At 46.1% G+C, this 18988-nt stretch carries 18 protein-coding genes; 5 read left to right on the top strand and 13 right to left on the bottom strand.

The genetic code is table 11. The annotated features are described in order from the left end of the window. Positions 1-28: 28 nt before the first annotated feature. The 3 genes from J0A67_RS06465 to J0A67_RS06475 all read left to right on the top strand — a co-directional run bounded on the left by J0A67_RS06465 (position 29) and on the right by J0A67_RS06475 (position 2968). The gene (locus tag J0A67_RS06465; RefSeq protein ID WP_206568441.1) at positions 29-997 is read left to right on the top strand and encodes an electron transfer flavoprotein subunit alpha/FixB family protein; all 969 of its coding nucleotides are present in this window, start codon (positions 29-31) and stop codon (positions 995-997) included. A gap of 4 nt (positions 998-1001) precedes the next feature. After that, positions 1002-1601, top strand: a complete 600-nt coding sequence (locus tag J0A67_RS06470; RefSeq protein ID WP_206568442.1) for a bifunctional nuclease domain-containing protein — start codon at positions 1002-1004, stop codon at positions 1599-1601. Positions 1602-1684: 83 nt separating this feature from the next. Beyond that, a complete protein-coding gene (locus J0A67_RS06475) occupies positions 1685-2968 on the top strand; it encodes a NupC/NupG family nucleoside CNT transporter (RefSeq protein ID WP_206568443.1) in 1284 nt (427 codons plus the stop codon). A gap of 73 nt (positions 2969-3041) precedes the next feature. Here J0A67_RS06475 and J0A67_RS06480 read toward each other — a convergent pair whose 3' ends face one another. The 4 genes from J0A67_RS06480 to mnmA form a co-directional block, all read right to left on the bottom strand. Beyond that, positions 3042-3338, bottom strand: coding sequence for a hypothetical protein (locus tag J0A67_RS06480; RefSeq protein ID WP_206568444.1), 297 nt, complete (start codon positions 3336-3338; stop codon positions 3042-3044). A 194-nt stretch (positions 3339-3532) separates the two neighbouring features. Further along, positions 3533-4993 carry a M28 family peptidase gene (locus J0A67_RS06485; protein WP_206568445.1) on the bottom strand — a complete coding sequence of 487 codons (1461 nt, stop codon included), beginning with the start codon at positions 4991-4993 and terminating at the stop codon, positions 3533-3535. Between the two features lie 57 nt (positions 4994-5050). After that, the gene (locus J0A67_RS06490) at positions 5051-5752 is read right to left on the bottom strand and encodes a pseudouridine synthase (RefSeq protein ID WP_206568446.1); all 702 of its coding nucleotides are present in this window, start codon (positions 5750-5752) and stop codon (positions 5051-5053) included. 3 nt (positions 5753-5755) lie between these two features. Further along, positions 5756-6967 carry a tRNA 2-thiouridine(34) synthase MnmA gene (gene mnmA / locus J0A67_RS06495; protein ID WP_206568447.1) on the bottom strand — a complete coding sequence of 404 codons (1212 nt, stop codon included), beginning with the start codon at positions 6965-6967 and terminating at the stop codon, positions 5756-5758. Positions 6968-7138: 171 nt separating this feature from the next. Here mnmA and arfB point away from each other — a divergent pair, with 171 nt between their 5' ends. Further along, positions 7139-7558 carry an alternative ribosome rescue aminoacyl-tRNA hydrolase ArfB gene (gene arfB, locus J0A67_RS06500; RefSeq protein WP_206568448.1) on the top strand — a complete coding sequence of 140 codons (420 nt, stop codon included), beginning with the start codon at positions 7139-7141 and terminating at the stop codon, positions 7556-7558. Here the strand turns inward: arfB and J0A67_RS06505 are convergent. The 8 genes from J0A67_RS06505 to J0A67_RS06540 form a co-directional block, all read right to left on the bottom strand. Next, complete coding sequence (locus J0A67_RS06505) at positions 7555-8436, bottom strand: hypothetical protein (protein ID WP_206568449.1); 882 nt, start codon at positions 8434-8436, stop codon at positions 7555-7557. The two genes, arfB and J0A67_RS06505, sit on opposite strands and share 4 nt — an antisense overlap. A gap of 50 nt (positions 8437-8486) precedes the next feature. Beyond that, positions 8487-9176: a PepSY domain-containing protein gene (locus J0A67_RS06510; RefSeq protein ID WP_206568450.1), complete on the bottom strand. Its 690-nt coding sequence runs from the start codon at positions 9174-9176 to the stop codon at positions 8487-8489. 82 nt (positions 9177-9258) lie between these two features. Then, positions 9259-9690, bottom strand: a complete 432-nt coding sequence (locus J0A67_RS06515) for a CHY zinc finger protein (RefSeq protein ID WP_206568451.1) — start codon at positions 9688-9690, stop codon at positions 9259-9261. Positions 9691-9745: 55 nt separating this feature from the next. Continuing rightward, on the bottom strand, positions 9746-10303 hold the full coding sequence (locus J0A67_RS06520; RefSeq protein WP_206568452.1) for a DUF3347 domain-containing protein: 558 nt from the start codon (positions 10301-10303) through the stop codon (positions 9746-9748). A 77-nt stretch (positions 10304-10380) separates the two neighbouring features. After that, positions 10381-12150: an efflux RND transporter periplasmic adaptor subunit gene (locus tag J0A67_RS06525; RefSeq protein ID WP_206568453.1), complete on the bottom strand. Its 1770-nt coding sequence runs from the start codon at positions 12148-12150 to the stop codon at positions 10381-10383. Between the two features lie 5 nt (positions 12151-12155). Next, positions 12156-13649 (bottom strand): TolC family protein, encoded by a 1494-nt coding sequence (locus tag J0A67_RS06530; protein ID WP_206568454.1) that lies wholly within the window; start codon positions 13647-13649, stop codon positions 12156-12158. Between the two features lie 4 nt (positions 13650-13653). Further along, positions 13654-17484 carry an efflux RND transporter permease subunit gene (locus J0A67_RS06535; RefSeq protein ID WP_206568455.1) on the bottom strand — a complete coding sequence of 1277 codons (3831 nt, stop codon included), beginning with the start codon at positions 17482-17484 and terminating at the stop codon, positions 13654-13656. 87 nt (positions 17485-17571) lie between these two features. Next, complete coding sequence (locus J0A67_RS06540) at positions 17572-17982, bottom strand: HYC_CC_PP family protein (RefSeq protein WP_206568456.1); 411 nt, start codon at positions 17980-17982, stop codon at positions 17572-17574. Positions 17983-18086: 104 nt separating this feature from the next. On the opposite strand from J0A67_RS06540, the gene tnpA reads away from it, so the two are divergent. Then, positions 18087-18548: an IS200/IS605 family transposase gene (gene tnpA, locus J0A67_RS06545; protein ID WP_206568457.1), complete on the top strand. Its 462-nt coding sequence runs from the start codon at positions 18087-18089 to the stop codon at positions 18546-18548. A 228-nt stretch (positions 18549-18776) separates the two neighbouring features. Here tnpA and J0A67_RS06550 read toward each other — a convergent pair whose 3' ends face one another. Next, positions 18777-18983, bottom strand: coding sequence for a heavy-metal-associated domain-containing protein (locus J0A67_RS06550; protein ID WP_206568458.1), 207 nt, complete (start codon positions 18981-18983; stop codon positions 18777-18779). Between the last annotated feature and the right edge of the window lie 5 nt (positions 18984-18988).

Here is an 18988-nt window from a genome sequence, read left to right on the forward strand (position 1 = left end):
TTGATAAATTTCTATAATTCAAGATATTATGTCAGTTTTAGTATATATAGAGCATGCGGATGGAAAGGTGAAAAAGACCAGCTTGGAAGCGGTCTCTTTTGCAAGCGCATTGGCGGCTCAGACAGGTGAGGGAGAGGTAGTGGCGATTGCTTTGGGGACGGTGGATTCCCCCGAGCTAGCGTCAGTTGGAAAAGCCGGAGCTTCCAAGGTTCTGCATGCCGATGATGTGAGACTCAATGACGGAGTGATACAAGCTCATGCTTCCGCGGTGGCGCAGGCCTTTGCATCTGTAGGGGCTAAGACCCTGGTGTTGGCCAAGTCATCTCTCGGCGACGCAGTTGCAGCCAGGCTTGCTATTAAATTGAGTGCGGGAATGGTGTCCAACGTGGTGGAACTTCCAAAAACTTCTGGCGGCTACCTGGTGAAACGCAGCATTTACACAGGTAAAGCTTTTGCCGAATCGGAGATCACTACCGAAAACAAAATTCTGGCAGTAAAGAAAAATGCAGTGGATCTGAAAACTGACGGCGCTGGTGCTTCGGTGGAGAAACTTTCTGTAGCGCTTTCCGATTCGGATTTTGCCTCAAAAATCACTTCGACCGAAAGAGCCACGGGAGAAGTCCTACTTCCAGAGGCCGATATCGTAGTGTCTGGAGGAAGAGGAATGAAAGGCCCCGAAAACTGGGGGATGATCGAGGATCTTGCGAGAGTCCTCGGCGCGGCGACAGGTTGCTCCAAGCCCGTGTCGGACATCGGATGGAGGCCCCATCATGAACACGTAGGTCAAACAGGGGTAAAAGTTGCTCCCAGTTTATATATTGCCATAGGAATTTCAGGAGCTATTCAACATCTTGCGGGAGTCAATTCTTCAAAATGTATCGTTGTGATTAACAAGGATCCCGAGGCGCCATTTTTCAAAGCGGCTGATTATGGGATAGTTGGAGATGCTTTTGAAGTGGTACCCAAGCTAACTGAGGCGCTTAAAGCTGAACTTTAATTTTGTGGAAAAACTCGTAGAACTGGAGATATTGGGACTTTCCTCCAACCACTCCCAATCAGGGTCATTTACGCTGGTGATGGGTGAAGTGGAAGGAAGTAGAAGATTACCTATAGTCATTGGAATGTTTGAAGCTCAGGCGATCGCCATAGAGATCGAAAAGATCATCCCTAACAGGCCGATGACCCATGATTTATTCAAGTCATTTTCCGACAGCTTTAAGTTTGAGATTGAGAAGATCGTGATCTCGGATATGAAAGAAGGTGTCTTCTATGCCAAGATTCACTGCAAAAACAGCGCGGTCTTGGTGGAGATTGACAGTAGGCCGTCAGATGCGATAGCAATCGCTGTACGTTTCTCGGCGCCGATATTCTGTGCCGAGAAGGTGATGTCAGAGGCTGCAATTGAATTCACCGAGGAGGAAAAGAAGCTGGAAAGCAGTAAGGAGATCCAGTCTCCGCCACAAAAGGCAAACCCCAAAAAAGAGGCATCTTTGAAGGATTTTAGTCTGGACAAGCTAAATCAGCTTCTGGAAAAAGCCATCACCAACGAAGATTACGAGAGAGCTGCCCGAATCAGGGATGAAATAAACAAGAGGAACTGAGAATCTAGGGCCCCGATAGTTTCGGGGCTTTTTTCTTGTTAGCCTTTCGGCTATTTTTAGCGCTTCGTTCCAAATTCCCCCACATGGATTATTTAAGAGGTGTCCTCGGTCTGGCGATCATCATTTTAGTTGCCTTTATTTTTTCCAATAACCGAAAGAAGATAGACTGGAGACTCGTTGTCATTGGAATTTCACTGCAGCTGGTTTTTGGATTCCTGATTACCCAAGTTGAGTTTGTCAAAGACGGATTCCAGTTGCTTTCCCAAGGATTTGTAAAGTTCCTAAGCTTTAGCGAAGCCGGCGCCCGATTCATTTTCGGAGACTTGGCTGGGGATAGTTTTGGTTTCATTTTCGCCTTTAAGGTTTTGCCCACAATCATCTTTTTTTCAACCGTTTCTGCTGGTCTTTATTACTTGGGAGTATTGCAGAAAATCGTCTATGGAATAGCTTGGGTGATGGCACGCACGATGAGACTGTCGGGACCGGAGTCGCTTTCCGCAGCGGGAAACATTTTCCTGGGACAAACCGAAGCCCCGCTGTTGGTTCGGCCATTCATCCCCCAGATGAGCAAGTCGGAATTGATGTGCCTGATGACTGGCGGAATGGCAACGATAGCGGGTGGTGTGTTGGCTGGCTATGTTGCCTTTCTGGGAGGAGACAGCTTGGAAGAGCAGAGTAAATTTGCCGCGTATCTCCTCGGGGCAAGTATCATGAATGCACCTGCTGCGATCGTACTGTCAAAGATTTTCATTCCTGAAACTGAAAAGGAAATTAAGCAGGATAAGCTGGAGGTAAATGCGGAAGCAATGGGTGTGAACTTGATCGACGCGATGTCCATTGGCGCCGCTGAGGGATTGAAGCTTGCGCTCAACGTCGGGGGGATGCTGTTGGCATTTATCGCCGTGATCGCAGCGATCAACTACGGGTTGAGCGGACTGATCGGTGAATATACAGGCTTAAATGCCTGGGTTGTCTCTTCAACTGGAGGTCAATTTGAAGGATTTTCTTTGGAATATATTTTTGGGCAGATTTTCCGCGTATTTGCCTGGGTTATCGGCGTCGAGTGGGCGGATACGCTACAAGTAGGAAGTCTCTTGGGGCAAAAGACCGTAATCAATGAATTTGTGGCCTATCTGAGCTTGTCCGAAATGAAGGAGGCGGGAACGTTAAGCGCGAAGTCGATCGTGGTGGCGACGTATGCGCTCTGCGGCTTTTCCAATTTCAGTTCAATAGCGATTCAGCTAGGTGGAATATCTATCATCGCTCCAAACCAACAGGCCAACCTAAGCCGACTGGGAATGCGGTCCCTGATGGCAGCTTCTCTGGCCTGCCTGATGACAGCTACAATTGCGGGGATGCTTTTTTGAGAATAAAGGGTAGAGAAAGAAAATCAAAGCAGTTAAATAATCTTATAGAATAGCGGTAATGGCGGGTTTTGGGTCAATTTCTCTTGATTTTGGAGATCTTGATATTTTGGAACTTTGGACTGCTGGGACTTGGAAAACCACAGGTATAGCTGGAGGCTAGCACTTTGAAAGATACGCTGACTTCCAGGCCATCTACTTTGAATTTTTCATCCAAATCTTCCGGCTTGTAGGTTAAGTCTTCTGATACTTGTATCAGCCAACCGCAGCCATCGGCTGCCTCGGACCCCGTAAATACAACCTGTGCTCTAAGGTCGCTTTCGCTGATGGACTCTGAGCAGGAAGTGAAAAGTAAGCCAATTAATAATAACAATTGGATAGGTTTGGGGGGCATAGACTCACACATTTTGGCTATCTGTCAAACGAAGAAAGGATCTGATGTGCGACATGATTTGCAATATTCACAAATAAAATGCCCGATTTCAGAACGAAATCGGGCTTTCTCATTGGTAACAGAGGTTTATTCACTGTCCGGATTCTTGATACTAAAATCTAGATACTCAAGCGTCAATTTCCATACAGCGTCTTGCCGACTTCCTCGTACTTGTCTCCGGCAACCCAAGTTGGTTTTTGGTCCCAATTGGCAATTTTTTCCGCGGAAAGTATGTAGGATTTCCAATAGAGCTTGGCATAGTCGAGATCAAAACTTTCCACCTCGTCAGCTGCCTTATGGTAGTACTGCTGAATAGTATCGTCAAACGCTGTGAAGCCAAGCGTGAAAGAAGGCGCTGGGATGCCCTTTCGAGCAAAGTTGACGTTGTCTGAACGGTCGTACAGGCCCTGCTCCGGAGATGGGTCGGCCTTGGCAGTTAGGCCGAAATCAGAAACTGCTTCCTCGATCAGGAAATCGGCGCTGGTACGGCCCAGTCCAATAACCGTGATGATAGAGGTGTCATTATATCCAGCATTGTCGATGTTCAGGTTGTAGATGATTTTGTCCAAGGGCACCAAGGGATTGTTTGCAAAATAGGCGCTGCCCAAGAGTCCTTTTTCTTCCGCTGTCCAAAGCGCGAAAAGGACAGATCGCTTGGGCGGATTTTCTGTGAAATATTTTGCCGCATTGATGACAGCGACGGTGCCTACCGCATTGTCTCTCGCTCCGTTAAAGATCGAGTCGCCCTCCGCATCCGGTGTTCCCACACCGACATGGTCATAGTGGGCAGATAGGAGGATATACTCGTTTTTCAGTTGGGGATCGGTCCCTTCAATCCAGGCTACTACATTCTTGCCTTCTACCGGAGTGTTAACCTTTCCTTCGACACTGACTACAGCGGATTTTAGATTTTCGCCAGTCATCTGGTTTTTGACATCTTCGATCCAGATATAAGGAAGGTCACTCGCGGCACCTTGTTCCACGCTCATTTGTGCACGGTTGAGAAAGCCGGAAATCATTTGCCAAGGAACAGAGGGGACGTTGAATCGCTCGATCAACGCAACTGCACCAGCTGCTTCCGCTCTTTTGGATTTATCTCTACCCTCGGAAAAGAGTTGGTTTGGATTTAGCTTGTTTGGCGCGCCGACGTTGGTGATCGCGATCTTTCCCTTCAAGTCTTTTCCCGCAAAGTCTTCTTCGGATCCAAATCCCAAATCGACGATTTCATAGGTACCAGAGAAAGACTTTCCGTCCAGTACTAGCAAGTTTTTCCCCTGGGAAAATTCGGTTCCCCCAATGGAAATGGTTCCGGATTTTGGCGGGGATGAAAGGCGGAAGGGAATATTTTGGTAATAACCATCCGCTCCTTCGAGCGTTTTTGCACCGGCCTTTTTGAGTTGCTCGGCGATAAAGGTATACGCCAGCTTCATTTCTGGACGGGCTGGGTCGCGACCTTTCAGTTCGTCCGACGCCAAATAGGTGAATTCAGAGATTGCGTCTTTTTCGTCAAAGAGTCTTTCGACTTCGTTTTTTTGGGAAAATGCCAAGGTGCCCGAGAAGAGCACTAGACCCAAAGGCAAAACCAATTTTTTCATAGGGTAACTGTTAGAAGGTGAAAATTAGCCGAAATTCTGGATTTAGGCTTTCCACTGTTATAATTTGATGTGCGCCCATCCCAATTCTTGCATTATTGTTCGGAAATGGGCAGGAATCGGGCAGGAAAGCGATATTTCCTGGCCATCCAAGGGATGACGAAAGCTGAGCTTCCAAGCATGAAGCAGAAGATTTTGGAGTCCAAACTGGCACTCAAAAAAGATATTTTGTTTGTTGTCCCCATGCTTTTTGTCGCCAATGATGTAGTGTCGAATGTGCGCCAAATGCCTCCGGATTTGATGGGTTCGGCCGGTGAGCAAATCCACTTCCAGCAAACTATAACGGCTTGTCGGATAGCGTCCGGTAGAATTATAGGGAATCTCGGTTTCGGCCAAGACTCGATAGCGGGTTTGGGCTTCCTGAGCTTTGTTTGATCGCTCACTTGTCAGGGGATGATCGATGAGGGACTCTTTTTCCTGAGGAATTCCCCTGGAAATGGTCAGGTAGGTTTTCTGAACTTCCCGGTCCATGAATTTGGCCTTCAGCGCTGGAAGGATTTCTTCATTTTTTGCGAACAGCAATACCCCGCTAGTCGCACGGTCCAGACGGTGCACTGGTGCAACCCATGAACCGATCTGATCACGAAGCTGGATCAGTGCGTTTTCTTCTTCGCCGTAAGCCTGCCGGGTTTTGTGTACCAACAGCCCAGCAGGCTTGTCGATCAGGATGAGGTTTTCGTCTTCGAATAGGATTTCAAGCATGGTTCAGAAAATTGTACCTGAGCCCATGCACTCGTCTTTCTTGTACCAAGCGACAAACTGACCGGAAGCAACTCCTTTTTGCGCGTTTTCGAAGATCACGTAAAGGCCGTTTTCCTTCATGACCAAAGTGGCTTTGGACAAGGGTTGACGGTATCTAATTCGGGCGATGTATTCCGCAGATTCTCCTGGTTGTAAAGCCAAATCTTCCCGAATCCAATGGATTTGGTCTTTTTTTACAAACAAACCAAATCTATTCAAACCTGGATGATCTTCACCTAAGCCTGTGTAGATTACATTTTCTCGTGTATCGGTCCCGATTACAAACAAGGGCTTACCTGTTCCTCCGACCTGCAGGCCTTTTCTCTGACCAACCGTGAAATAATGCGCGCCATTGTGTTCTCCGATGGTTTTTCCTTGATTGGGTTCAAAATGAACTGGTAAACAAATGGCATCCAAGATGTCCTGATCCCAATCTTGAGCACCGGTCAAAACTGGCACTTTCAGGCGTTCAAAAACAGGCAAATCTTCTGAAATTTGGATGATATTGCCTTTTTTCGGCTTCAACTGCTGTTGAAGGAATTCCGGTAGTCGCACCTTTCCGATAAAGCAAAGCCCTTGAGAATCTTTCTTTTCGGCAGTGATCAAATCGGCCTCTTTGGCGATTTTCCGCACATCTGGCTTTTGCAAGTGGCCAATGGGAAACAGCGCTTTGGAAAGCTGCTCTTGAGAAAGCTGGCAAAGAAAATAGCTCTGGTCCTTGTTGGGGTCGGCTCCCGCAATCAACTGATAGACTGGTTCGCCATCAACCGCGATTTCTTTTTTCTGGCAATAATGTCCAGTTGCTACAAAGTCGGCTTTGAGCTTTTGCGCAGCTTTAAGAAAAATATCGAATTTGATTTCCCGGTTGCAAAGGATATCAGGATTGGGAGTTCGGCCGGCTTCGTATTCCGAAAACATATAATCCACGATTCGTTCGCGATATTCTTCACTGAGATCGATGGCTTGGAAGGGGATCCCCAACTTTTCCGCCACCAACATGGCATCGGTGGAATCTTCCATCCAAGGACATTCATTGGAGATGGTAACGGACTCATCGTGCCAGTTTTTCATAAACATGCCGATGACTTCGTAGCCCTGCTCGATGAGCAGGTGTGCAGCAACGCTGCTGTCGACTCCTCCGGAGAGGCCGACGACGACTCTTGGTCTTGTCTTCATAGGTAATAGTTAATGGATTCAAGGTCCATTAGTTTACGCTTGGTAGAACGGTATTCCTGCGGGAATTAGTTCGTAAAGGTAGCTTAAAAGTGTCGTAAGCTTGCAAGGTGGAAAGCTTGCAATGGTTCGGAAAAACTTCACATCTTTACCGCATTCTAACTTTTGAACGTAATGAATTCCCTCGACCAACGAATCAATGATGGTGCTTTTTTACCTGAATTTCAGTTTCAGACTTCCAGAAGTGGGGGACCTGGAGGTCAGAATGTAAACAAGGTAGAAACCAAAGTACAGCTACGTTTTGACGTAAACAATTCCCAAGTTTTGACGGAAGAGGAAAAATTGACTTTGCTTCAAAAAGCTTCTAATAAGATCGACCAAGAAGGGTTTTTGATGATTTCGTCTCAGGAAAAAAGATCCCAGATCCAAAACAAAGAGTTGGTCATCCGGAAGTTTTATGACCTGCTAAAGTCGGCTTTTGCGAAGCGGAAAGTGAGAAAAGCAACGAAACCCTCGAAAGGGGCAGTTGAGGATAGGCTCAAGAAAAAGAAAGTCCTCTCCGAAAAGAAGGCCAATAGAAACTGGAAGCTTTAATTGCAGATCGGGCCGTCGCTTCCATCTGAATTTCGAAAGTATCTTTCGCCGTTTAGATAGAGCTTTTGGTCGATATATTCCAATCGATAGTATCGAATCTCTCCAGCATGGTCTTTCAGTTCCAAATGAAGCATGCCGTCTGTTCCCAAAACAATATCCCAAGTTCCCTGGCCTTTTTGGTTTGAGTTGTTCATTCCGAGACCATCCATCTGTATGGAACTCGAATTTCCGCTGTTGAAGTAGCCTTGGGGGCAAAGATCAATAGTTCTCTTGATATTGTAGCCTCCCGAAATTCCTCCAACCGAAGTGCTGGGTGAATTGTAGGATTCCATGTAAGTAAGGCGCATCCCCGATAGAAAGCTTCTCCATTCTTGGATTTCTGCGCTTTTTTCAATCTTCTGAAATTGGAAGGATGAAGCAAACTCGATAGCAGCCTCTCGAAGTTGCTCAGAGAAGAGATCGGGCTGGCTGGCCGCGATGATGGTCACTCCCAAGCCTCCCGTGGGGTTTTCAATTCCGATGATGTAGCATTTGGCTGGACTGCCTTCCAGCAAGCCTTGGTAGTAGCCAGCGATCGAATGGGCACCGAGGTCTTGGAGGTTATCTATAAGTTTAAGATTTGTGCCCTGTTCATCTTGAAGTGGCTTGAGTGCATCGGCTTTCAGTTCCTCCAAGTTTTGATCGTGGGTGGAAGCAAAGATAAAACCGGCCAATCCCGGTTTCTGGAGCAGGATCCCTTGGTTGATCTCCTGGGGCTGCCATCCAAGGGGAATTACAAAAGAAAGTCCCAACTGATCGTAAGTTACCCGCTTGCTTTCTTGTGCAATAGTGAAAAGCGAAGTAAAAAACACTAGAAAAAGTAAAAAAACGACTTTCATTGTTTTGGTGTCCACTAGGAAAAGTTAAAAAATGGCAGGCGCATTTGTGTCTAATTTTTCCTCTTTTTCTTGGTCGTCATGAAGAAAAGGGTAAATCCAGATATGATGGTCAGCATTCCAAAAAGGGAAAATGCTCGCAAAAGCAGGTTGTTGAAATTGTCCCGACCAGCGTAGTCCATGGTATGGAACATCCATAGGAAATCAAACACTCTCCAACTGCTATGTCTTACCCGCTCAAAGCTTCCACTTTTTGCATCAATGTAGGCGGTTAGGTTTTCGGGATGATCAAAGTGAACAGCCCAGGCCGGGAGAGGTCGTCCACGATATTCGTGATGCGATCCGGTTTCCGTCAAGTATTCGGCCTCCTTGATCCCAAAGTCGCCCTTGATGTATATTTTGGCGATTTCTTTAGCTTGCTCTTCCGTGATTTCTCCCTGAAGCGCTCCGGTTTGGGCATTGTAGAGCTTCTCTCCATTTACCCAGTAGTGGGGCTGGTGACGGACAAATCGAAGCTCCAAAGAGGAAATCTCCAAAGTTGAATCCAAAGAACTCGGTTCGACCAGATTGGACGCTGTCATGTGCATCATGTGCTCATTGTGAAAATGGTCTCCATGAATCTCATCGATGTCGGTCCAGGAAAAATAAAGCCCCGAAAGTGTCCAAAAGAAGAATTGGATCCCGATGAAAACACCCAGGAATCGGTGGATTCTTCTTGCGAAATATTGTTTGTTTTTGCGCATGGTAAACTTGGGCAAAGTGGTTGAGCTATTTCAAATTGGAGATCCTTTCACTTCTCCCCAACTCTCTACCTGGTGATTTTTACTATTTCGGGTCTGTTTCGAAATACAAATGGTAATGTTTGCTACAACCTGGGTTGAAGCTGGATTTGCAATGCGGGCAGGTATTGTTGGAATCCATGTATTCCTGTATGCCCAACTCATTTCCGCAAACTCCACAGAGAATGGCCTTTTGGTCAAATTCTATCTTTGGCCAAACCTTATGCTCATGATCGGCTTCTTCTTCATGGCAGGAAAAGCAAGGATAATACTTGTCGCAGCATTTGAATTTGATGGCGATAATATCTAGGCCCGAATGCCAATGGACGCAGCGAGTCTGGTTATCGACTGGTTTGCCAAAGACATTGATTCCGCGGATTTGGGAGACTTTGAGCGGCTCCAATACCTTTTCTTGGGCAAAGGAAGATCCTAAAATCAGGAATAGGAGGACAGCCAAAAGGGAAATTCTAAGTTTCATTGCGTAAGAAATTAGGAAAGCGAAACCAAAAATAGGCTTCGCTTTCCAGTTCCAATCAATTCATTGCGATGGTTTCTTCCACTTTTCCGCAAGTCAACATGGAGCTTCCGAAAAGTGGGTTTTTGATGTCCTCAGACGCGCTTAGCCACATGCCACCGGTGTTGTTTTTGTACATCGGACAATATTGTTGGTAAAGGGTACGGTCAGATCCAGCTACTTTTAGCAAGTCTTTCATGGCTATACTCAATGCCTGGAAGCTTTCTCTTTGCGCAGCGATATCACCAGAGGCCAATTTTTGAGCCTCTGCAAGCGCTTTTCCTTTAAGTTCTTCCACAGAAGCTGCCGCTTCAAATCCTTGAATAGCCGTTACCAATGCTTGGCTTTTAGAAGCAGCTGCTACTTGATCGTCCGCCACCAAGGCATCTTTTACCGCCAAATAGGCATCAATCATGGCAGTTGTAGGATTGTTGACTGAAGAAGCGGTTGGAGTTGCTTCTGTCTCATGGCCAGAAGAATGCTCCATGTCATGACCTTCGTGATTTTCCTCCGTTTTTCCTCCACAGGAGATCAAGGCAAAGGACAAGGCGAGGGCGAATAAAAGGGGCTTTTTCATTTTGTTGTATTTAGGTTTTGTTGATTTTTTGATTTGGATTCAGTCTGTGGGGACACAGACTGAGGCGGTTTTTCGACTTAATGGTTGTGAACGGGTGCTGCGGCAGGAGTAGAGCCGGAAAGATTCATAACAGGTTGGCCTTTGAGGTAAGTCTGTTTCACTTCTCCACAGGTAAGCATGGATGCACCGAAATAGGGATTGGTGATCTCTTTTTCCTCTGAAAGCCAATAGGCTCCTTGGTCTCCAAAAGCCATCGGACAATAGTCTTTGTAAACGACATCTTTGTTTATTCCAAAGGTCTCAGTCATTTCCAGAATGTGAAAGGAGAGCATTGAAAAATGCTTTCTTGCTTCCTCCAGATTGGATGCAGAATTGATTTTTTGCGAAGCATCTTTCAGGCCAGCTAGTTGGGCCATCCAAGAATCGTGAGCTTTATCCTTGACCAGAGATATATTGACCTGTCCAAGGTTTTGAGAGATGGAAGCTACCTTTTTCTTGGTGCCTTCTAGGTCATCCTTTACTAAAGCATTTTTTACTTCGAAATAAGCATCCGCCACTTTGGTAATCTGGGATTTGAATTCTGGTGAAACCTCCAAGGATTTCGCTTTAGGCCGGTTCATCATGCTGTATTGACCGGAAAGTTGGGATGCCGCATCAATGGCAAAGACCCCATTGGTGACAATCTCCTCACCAGCTAGAATTCCGGATTCGATCTGGTAGTTGTCGCCCATTCTGCCTCCCAAAGTAACTTCTCTCATTTCGAAAGAAGGCATTTCTCCGGCTACTTTCACATATACAACAGAGCGCTTACCTGACCAAAGAACAGCCGTACGCGGAACTGAAAGCCCATTTCCAGTTCCTTTTGACTGGGTTTTGATCTTAGCTGTGACAAACATCTCTGGTTTAAGCTTTTGACCAGCATTGCTGATTTCTGCTCTGATGGAAGCTGCACGGGTATTGGGATCCAAAAGGGGATCGATAAAGGAAACCTTGGCGGTGAAGTTTTCACCCGGAATTCCAGAAACAGAGAAATTGATCGGATCACCCATTTTGATGGAACTCAAATCAGATTCATAGGCATCCAAAAGCACCCAAAGTTTATTCAGATTGACCACATTGAATAGCACTTGTCCGGTGTTTACATAGTCACCGACTGCGATATTCCGCTGGGTTACCACTCCGCTTTGGTCCGCCAAAATGTCGATTTGATCCTTGACTCCGCCACTTTGCTCAATGGCCTGAATTTGACCTTCGGTAAGTTTCCAAAGGCGAAGCTTTTCTTTGGCTGCTTGATAGAGTTCAGGAAAATCAGCTTTGCTTTTGGAAGCTTCCAGCAATTCCCGCTGTGCGGAAAGCAATTCCGGAGAATAAAGGGTAGCCAATTTCTGACCTGCTTGCACTTTCTCACCGGTAAAGGTCACAAACAGCTTTTCAATTCTTCCCGGGAATTTGGCGGTAACGGAAGCATTTTCACGCTCGTCGGCTTGGATTTTACCAGTCAAGAAAAGTTCACCTCCGGCATCGGAGCCACCAACCTTAGTTGTATGGATTTGTGCCAAAGCCACCGCTTCGGGGGTCATTTCATAAACTAGTGGATTGCCTGAACCAGAACTGGCCTGATTGGCTGGAATCAAATCCATTCCGCAAATCGGGCAGGAGCCAGGCTCCTCCAATCGGATTTGTGGGTGCATGGAACAAGTCCAAATCGAGTTTTCGGCGGATTCTGCACCATGGTCATGGAGTGCCTCAGCGGTTTCAGCTCCTGGCTTGAGGATCCATCCGATCAATCCTCCGAGGATTAGTGTACAAACAACCAGGATCGTTTTATTTTCAAATAGCTTCTTCATGAGATTTAGTCATTAAGTGGAATGGAGGAGGAGGAAAGCATTTCAAGCTTTGCCAAACTTTGGTGCTGCAGGTTGATCGCATTGATTTCCTGCAATTGATAATCCAGCAGTTGCTGCTGGGCCCGGAGAATGTCTTCGAAATCTCCACCATCTCCAGAATAGGAGGTAGTCAACAGACTCATGTTCTGTTGGGTTAGCTCGCGCTGCTCACCATAGAGCTGGATTTTTCGCTCAGCATTTTCCCAATCCCGATAAGCATTGGCCCACTCCATAGCCAATAGATTTTTGGTTTTTTCCTTTTCCAAAACTGTCGCTTCCTTGAGTAATTCAGCCTCTTTGACTCTGGAATTGATTTTTTTGCGGTAGATCGGAAGGGAAAGGCTGACCATCGGCATGACCATATCCCTGCCACCCATCATCATTCCGCTCTCTTCCCTAGCCGTAAATGGCATGTAATTCACACCTGCTCCAAACATCGGTCTGCCATCCAATTTGGCCATTCGGGCTTGCTGATCATAAGCCGCCAATTCAGAATCGTACATGGCAAGCATGGGATTGTTTGACTGAATGCTGTCCAAAACCGCCAATTTTCCAGCTTCTAGTTGAATGGCTTCAAATCCAGTTGGGAGAGAGATTTCTGATCTAATTTCCCGGTTGAGTAGCTGATTGAATTTAATCTGAAACGGTTCCAAATCAGCTTTTTGCTGGGCAATCGTATTTTCCAGTTCCTTCATGGAGATCCGAATCTGAAGGATATCACTCATCGAAGATCCTGAAGTGGCCATTCCACCAGAACTCATCGAACTACTTGGAGAGCTAGTTTGAGACATTGCCGAGCTTGAAGTATTTCCTCCACCCATTGAAGCCATGCCAGAGGCTCCTGAAGAGGTCGAAGACATCGATGCATTGCTTCCGCTTGCCATTGGGGTCGAGGAACTGGAAGTTGAGCCACCTGCGGCAGCCTGATACTTGATCAAGGCAAGGCGCTCATACTTCTTCAGGAATTCCAGATTTTCCTGGGAAATTCTGATTTCTTCCTTCAACCTGATCAGGTCAAACCAAGTGGATTTTACGAGAAACATCAACTGGTTTTTCTCTTCCAAAAAGAGCTGGTATTGAGCTTGCGCCATGAAGTTGGCTTCTTCTTTTTGTGTTGAGATCATCCCAAACCAAGGGAACATCTGCATCAATTGCAGATCTGCTTGCTGGTTGCCCATAAAACGCTCCATGGGTTCGAGGAAAAATCCAACTTGAAGCTCTGGATCAGGCAAACCTGGCTGGTTGATCCGTTCCTGAGCCGCTTGGTAGCGAGCGTATGAGGCTTTCAATCCTGGATTGTTCTCTGCTGCCATGATCAAGTACTCATCAAGCGATTGAGCTTTTACTTTTTCTAATCCCAGAAAAAGAAAAGCTATCAACACCGGAAGAATCAAATGGGAAATCGGAAGTCTGAAGTCTGAAGTCTGAAATCCAATAGGGAATAAGGTCTGATTTTTCATGACTTTATGCATTTTCTTCCTCAGTGAATACTTTGGAATTGTTTTTCAATTTTCTTTCTGCCCACCAGCAATAAAGGGTAGGTACGATAAATACTGTGGTAGTTTCCAACACCATTCCTCCCAAGGATGGAATAGCCATCGGGATCATGATATCGGAGCCACGTCCTGTAGAAGTGAGCACAGGAACCAAAGCCAAAAGCGTAGTCGCTGTAGTCATCATACATGGAAGCACTCTTCGCTTTCCAGCTTCCAAAACTGCATCCCGGATTTCCTGAATCGTTCGAGGTTGATTTTCCTTGAAGCTTTGATCCAAATATGAAGCGACGACTACGCCGTCATCCGTTGCGATGCCGAATAGGGCAATAAACCCAACCCAAACCGCCACGCTGAGATTGTAGACTTTCATCTGGAAAAGATCCCGGATATTGGTGCCAAAAAAGGAAAAGTCCATAAACCAATCCTGTCCATACAGCCAAAGCATCAGGAATGCTCCGGAGAAAGCCATTCCTATCCCCATAAAAACAAAGAGGGAAGTGGAGACCGCCCGGAATTGGAAGTAGAGAATCAAGAAGATTAGGATCAAACAAAGTGGTACGACAATTCCCAATCTCTTTTCGGCTCGTACTTGGTTTTCATAGGAGCCAGAAAACACATAACGGACTCCATTCGGTACTTTTAGCTCACCCGAATCGATCTTTTCCTGCAGGTATTTTTGGGCTTGCTCCACCACAGTCACTTCTGCAAATCCATCCATTTTGTCCAAGAGGACATAGCCCACCAAGAAGCTGTTTTCTCCTCGGATCATATCTGGACCCGGTCTGTAGGAAATATCCGCCACTTGGCTCAATGGAATATAATTTCCAAGAGGAGTTGGGATTTGGAGATTTTCGATGGCATAAGGATCATCCCGGAATTCCCGCGCATAGCGAACACGGATTGGGAAACGTTCTCGGCCTTCCACCGTGGTGCTCAGTTTCATTCCGCCGATTGCTGTCTCGATAAAGTCCTGGACATCCACCACATTCATTCCGTAGCGGGAGATTTCATCCCGATTGATGTCCAATTCGAGGTATGGTTTGCCTACGATTCGGTCTGCGAAGACAGCTTCCTTTTTCACAGAAGGAACTTCCTTCAGGTACTTTTCTAACTCTAAGCCAAAGCTCTCAATGGTCTGTAGGTCTGGCCCATATACTTTGATGCCCATCGGAGCTCGCATGCCTGTCTGAAGCATCACTAATCGGGTTTCGATCGGCTGAAGCTTCGGAGAGGAGGTTACTCCAGGAATTTGGATTACACCTACGATTTCTTCCCAGATGTCATCAGGGGAAAGGATATGCTTTCTCCATTGACGGAAGTATTCTCCGTCCTCATCTTCCACCAGATCCTGAACTCGAATCTGATTAGGAGTCATGGTTTCAGGATCGAAGAGGGAGCCGTCCTTCAATTCGTATTTTCCATCAGTTACCTTGAAGCGAAGGCGATTTCCATTAAGGTCGGTCGCGTATTCGCTTTTGTAATTGATGGTATTTTCAAACATGTTGATCGGAGCAGGGTCGATGGCGGTTTCTGCACGACCGGCTTTGCCAACTACAATTTCCACTTCAGGAATGGCTGTAACCAGCATATCCAGTTGCTGCAGGACTTCCTTGTTTTCCTGAATCCCAGCATGAGGCATGGTCGTCGGCATCAACAGGAAGGAGCCTTCATTTAGCGAAGGCATAAATTCCTTACCCATTCCCGGGAAAGAGTGACTCATGCTTGACCATAGGGATGTGGTTCGGATATTGACCCCGATGAGATCAAAAGTCCTAGGCATGATTCCAAAAACCTTGTTGAAACCCAACCAAACGCTGGCTCCCAACAAAATCACGATCAAAGGAAATAGCAGGAATTTGCCCTTGTTGGCTAGACACCACATCAGGATTCGTGGATAGATGCGAATAAATCCGGAAAATCCTCCCAAGACCAAAGCCAACAGGATGGCGATGAACCCAAAGTTGACCAGCTTGCTGACAGAAACGCCCAATGGCATCCAAAGCCCTGTCAAAAGCCAAGTCACAAACAAGAGTGTGATGGCGATGGTCGCCAAATTCTTATGGGGTTCGACTTTTTCAGGAAATTGGAATGCGGCTACATTGAGCGCACCAAAGGCAAATAGTAGCCAGCCACCCCAAGACCAAACGGTAAAGGCGATGATTGGCCCAAGTATTAGTAAAGAAAGGTTAAGAGCTTTACCTAGTTTTCCTTTGACTTCCTTGATTGAAAAGGCCCAATGGGAAAAGGCCGGCATAATCAGCAAGGTGAATATCACCGCTGAAACCAAGGCAAAGGTTTTGGTATAGGCCAAAGGCCCGAAGAGTTTGCCTTCCGCAGCCTGAAGTGTGAATACCGGGAAGAAACTGATAATCGTCGTACTGACAGCAGTGATAATCGCACCTGAAACTTCCGCTGTCGCCAAATAAACTGTTTTCAGTTTGGATTGGCCTGCGGGGGCTGTTTCCAAATGTCGCAGGACATTTTCATTCAGAATAATCCCCAGATCGACCATGGTCCCAATTGCAATCGCGATCCCTGAGAGCGCCACAATATTGGCATCTACGCTAAAGTATTTCATAAAGATGAAACACATCAGCACCGCGAGCGGAAGCAAGGCAGAGATTAGGAGGGAAGCCCGGAGGTTGTACACCATCACGATGATCACCAAGATGGTCACCAAAATCTGGAGATTGATCGCTTCGTAAAGCGTCCCCAAAGTCTCGTAAATCAATCCGGTACGATCGTAGAAAGGCACCAGGGTAACTTTGGAAACGGTTCCGTCTGCCAAAGTTTTGGTAGGAAGGCCTTGGGAAAGCTTTTCGATTTCAGATTTGACTCCTTCGATGACCTTCAGGGGATTGTCACCATAGCGTGCGATGACCACACCACCAACAGCTTCAGCGCCGCTTTTGTCCAAAATCCCGCCCATATTTCGAGGCTGAGGGCCGATATTCACACGGGCCACATCCTGGATTCGTATAGGGACGTTGTTAGTGACCTTGACGACAGCTTTGTCCAAGTCTTCCAATTCCTCTACATAGCCCAAGCCTCGGATAAAGTAATCTACCTTATTGACTTCGATGGTATTGGCAGAGACGTCCAAATTGGATTTTCTCACGGCTTCCATCACGTCCATCAGGGTGACTCCATTGGCTTTAAGTGCTCCTGGATCCACGTCGACCTGATATTCTTTGACATAGCCACCTACCGAAGCTACTTCGGCTACGCCTTCGACCGCGGTCAAAGCATAGCGAACGTAGTAGTCTTGTACGGTTCGAAGCTCGTGGAGATCCCAGCCTCCGGTTGGATTTCCGTTTTCATCCCGACCTTCCAAGGTGTACCAATATACTTGTCCCAAAGCTGTGGCATCTGGACCTAGTTTAGGCTGGACGCCATCTGGCAATAGACCAGCTGGGAGGGAATTGAGTTTCTCTAGAACCCGGGAGCGACTCCAATAGAATTCTATGTCTTCATTGAAGATGATGTAGATACTGGAAAAGCCAAAAGCTGAACTGGAACGCACACTTTTCACACCGGGAAGACCCAAGAGGGAAGTGGTCAGGGGATAGGTGATTTGGTCCTCGACATCCTGTGGAGAGCGTCCCATCCATTCGGTAAAGACGATCTGTTGGTTTTCACCGATGTCAGGGATGGCATCCACGGGCACAGGATCTCTGGGTAAGAAATCCACCTGCCAGTTGAATGGAGCGGTGACGATTCCCCAGCCGATAATCAGCAGGAGAAAGAGAACGGTCACCAGTTTGTTCTCTAAGAAGTACTTTACGATGCGATTGAGCATAAATCTTTGGTTTGGATGCAAAAGGAGCCTGCCAAGGGATTTTGGCAAAAGAAATGCATGCAGGAGATTGTTCCCGCGACCAAAGATTTAGATTAAGAAAGATTGATGCAGCACCTGTAGGTCTTGCTCAATTGGGGGAGGGGAATAGGTGGGAAATTGGCTTTTTTCAGTTGAAAGAGGCTCAATACCGAAAACAAAAACCTGTACTAGAGCTAGGGCGAAGTCAAGTGAAAGGTTGATTTCCACCTTTTTCAGTTGGACTTCATCATCGACTTGTACCTGTGTGGTGACATTTTCGCAGCAGGACTGAGGGTCTTGCTGATCCGATTCGTTTTCGCTGTGATCCATGGGCATGTTCATGCCGCAGTCCACATGTTTTTCTCCGAATCCAAGCTCAGATTTCATTTCCATGCCCATGCAAAAATGGGTCGTCTTCGCCATCCCAACGGAAGCGAAGAAAACCAGCAGGGCTAATACTATGGAAACTGAGGCCTTCATCGTGTCAAAAATACGGAATAAAATTTTGGAAGTTCAAATTTTGAGTTCTATCACTAATGAAAACTGATGGAACCTAGCTAAATTTAGAAAATGATTTTTTCGTAATGGCCAATACTTTTACCCAAATTCATATCCATGTAGTGTTTGCTACTAAGTTTAGGAATGCTCAAATAAATGCTCAATGGGAGTCTAGACTTTATGATTATATCATCAGTATTTTCAGTCACTATAATCATAAAGTTTTAGCTATTGGAGGCATGCCTGATCATATTCATATTCTTTTTGGCCAAAGGCCAGACCAATCATTAAGTGAATTGATTCAAAAGGTAAAGGCTTCGAGTTCTAAATGGATCAATGAAACTGGACTGACTTCATCAAAATTTTCATGGCAAGAAGGATTTGGAGCATTTTCTTATACTAAATCTGATCTTCCGAAAGTTGTTGAATACATCCTGAATCAAAAGAATCATCACCAAAAGAGGCCATTTTTGGAAGAGTATAAGAAGATCTTATCTGACCAAGGAATTGAATTTGATTCTAAATATATTTTTAAAGACCAGATTTAGGTATCGTCCTTACAGGACTATTGATTACCGATGCACACGTTTCTACCAAGCTTCCGTCCCCATGGGACGATTGATGAATGTATTATTTCATTTTGACCCTCTTGTGATTTTCTCTGAAGGGATTTCTAATTTGTTTTCATCAAGGATGCCTTTTTTAAAGTCCCGACGGGACGTAAGCTAGGTAGGAAAGGAATTGTTATATAGACAAAATGCCGTAGGCATGATACTCTATACTGGCTGAGCAATAAAACCGGCTTTCAGGACGGCCTTTTTGATGTCCTCGGGCTCCAGATTTTCGGTTTTCACGGTCAATGTTCTGTCCGGATCTTGAAGATCCACCTCCCAGGAATCAAGTTCACATTCGTTGAGTTTGGGAGTGACTTTGGCTAGGCAGTTGCCACAATTGATGTTGGTTTTGAATTTTAGCGTTTTCATTCGAT

The sequence above is a fragment of the Algoriphagus aestuariicola genome (assembly GCF_017254835.1).
Taxonomy (GTDB): Bacteria; Bacteroidota; Bacteroidia; order Cytophagales; family Cyclobacteriaceae; genus Algoriphagus; species Algoriphagus aestuariicola.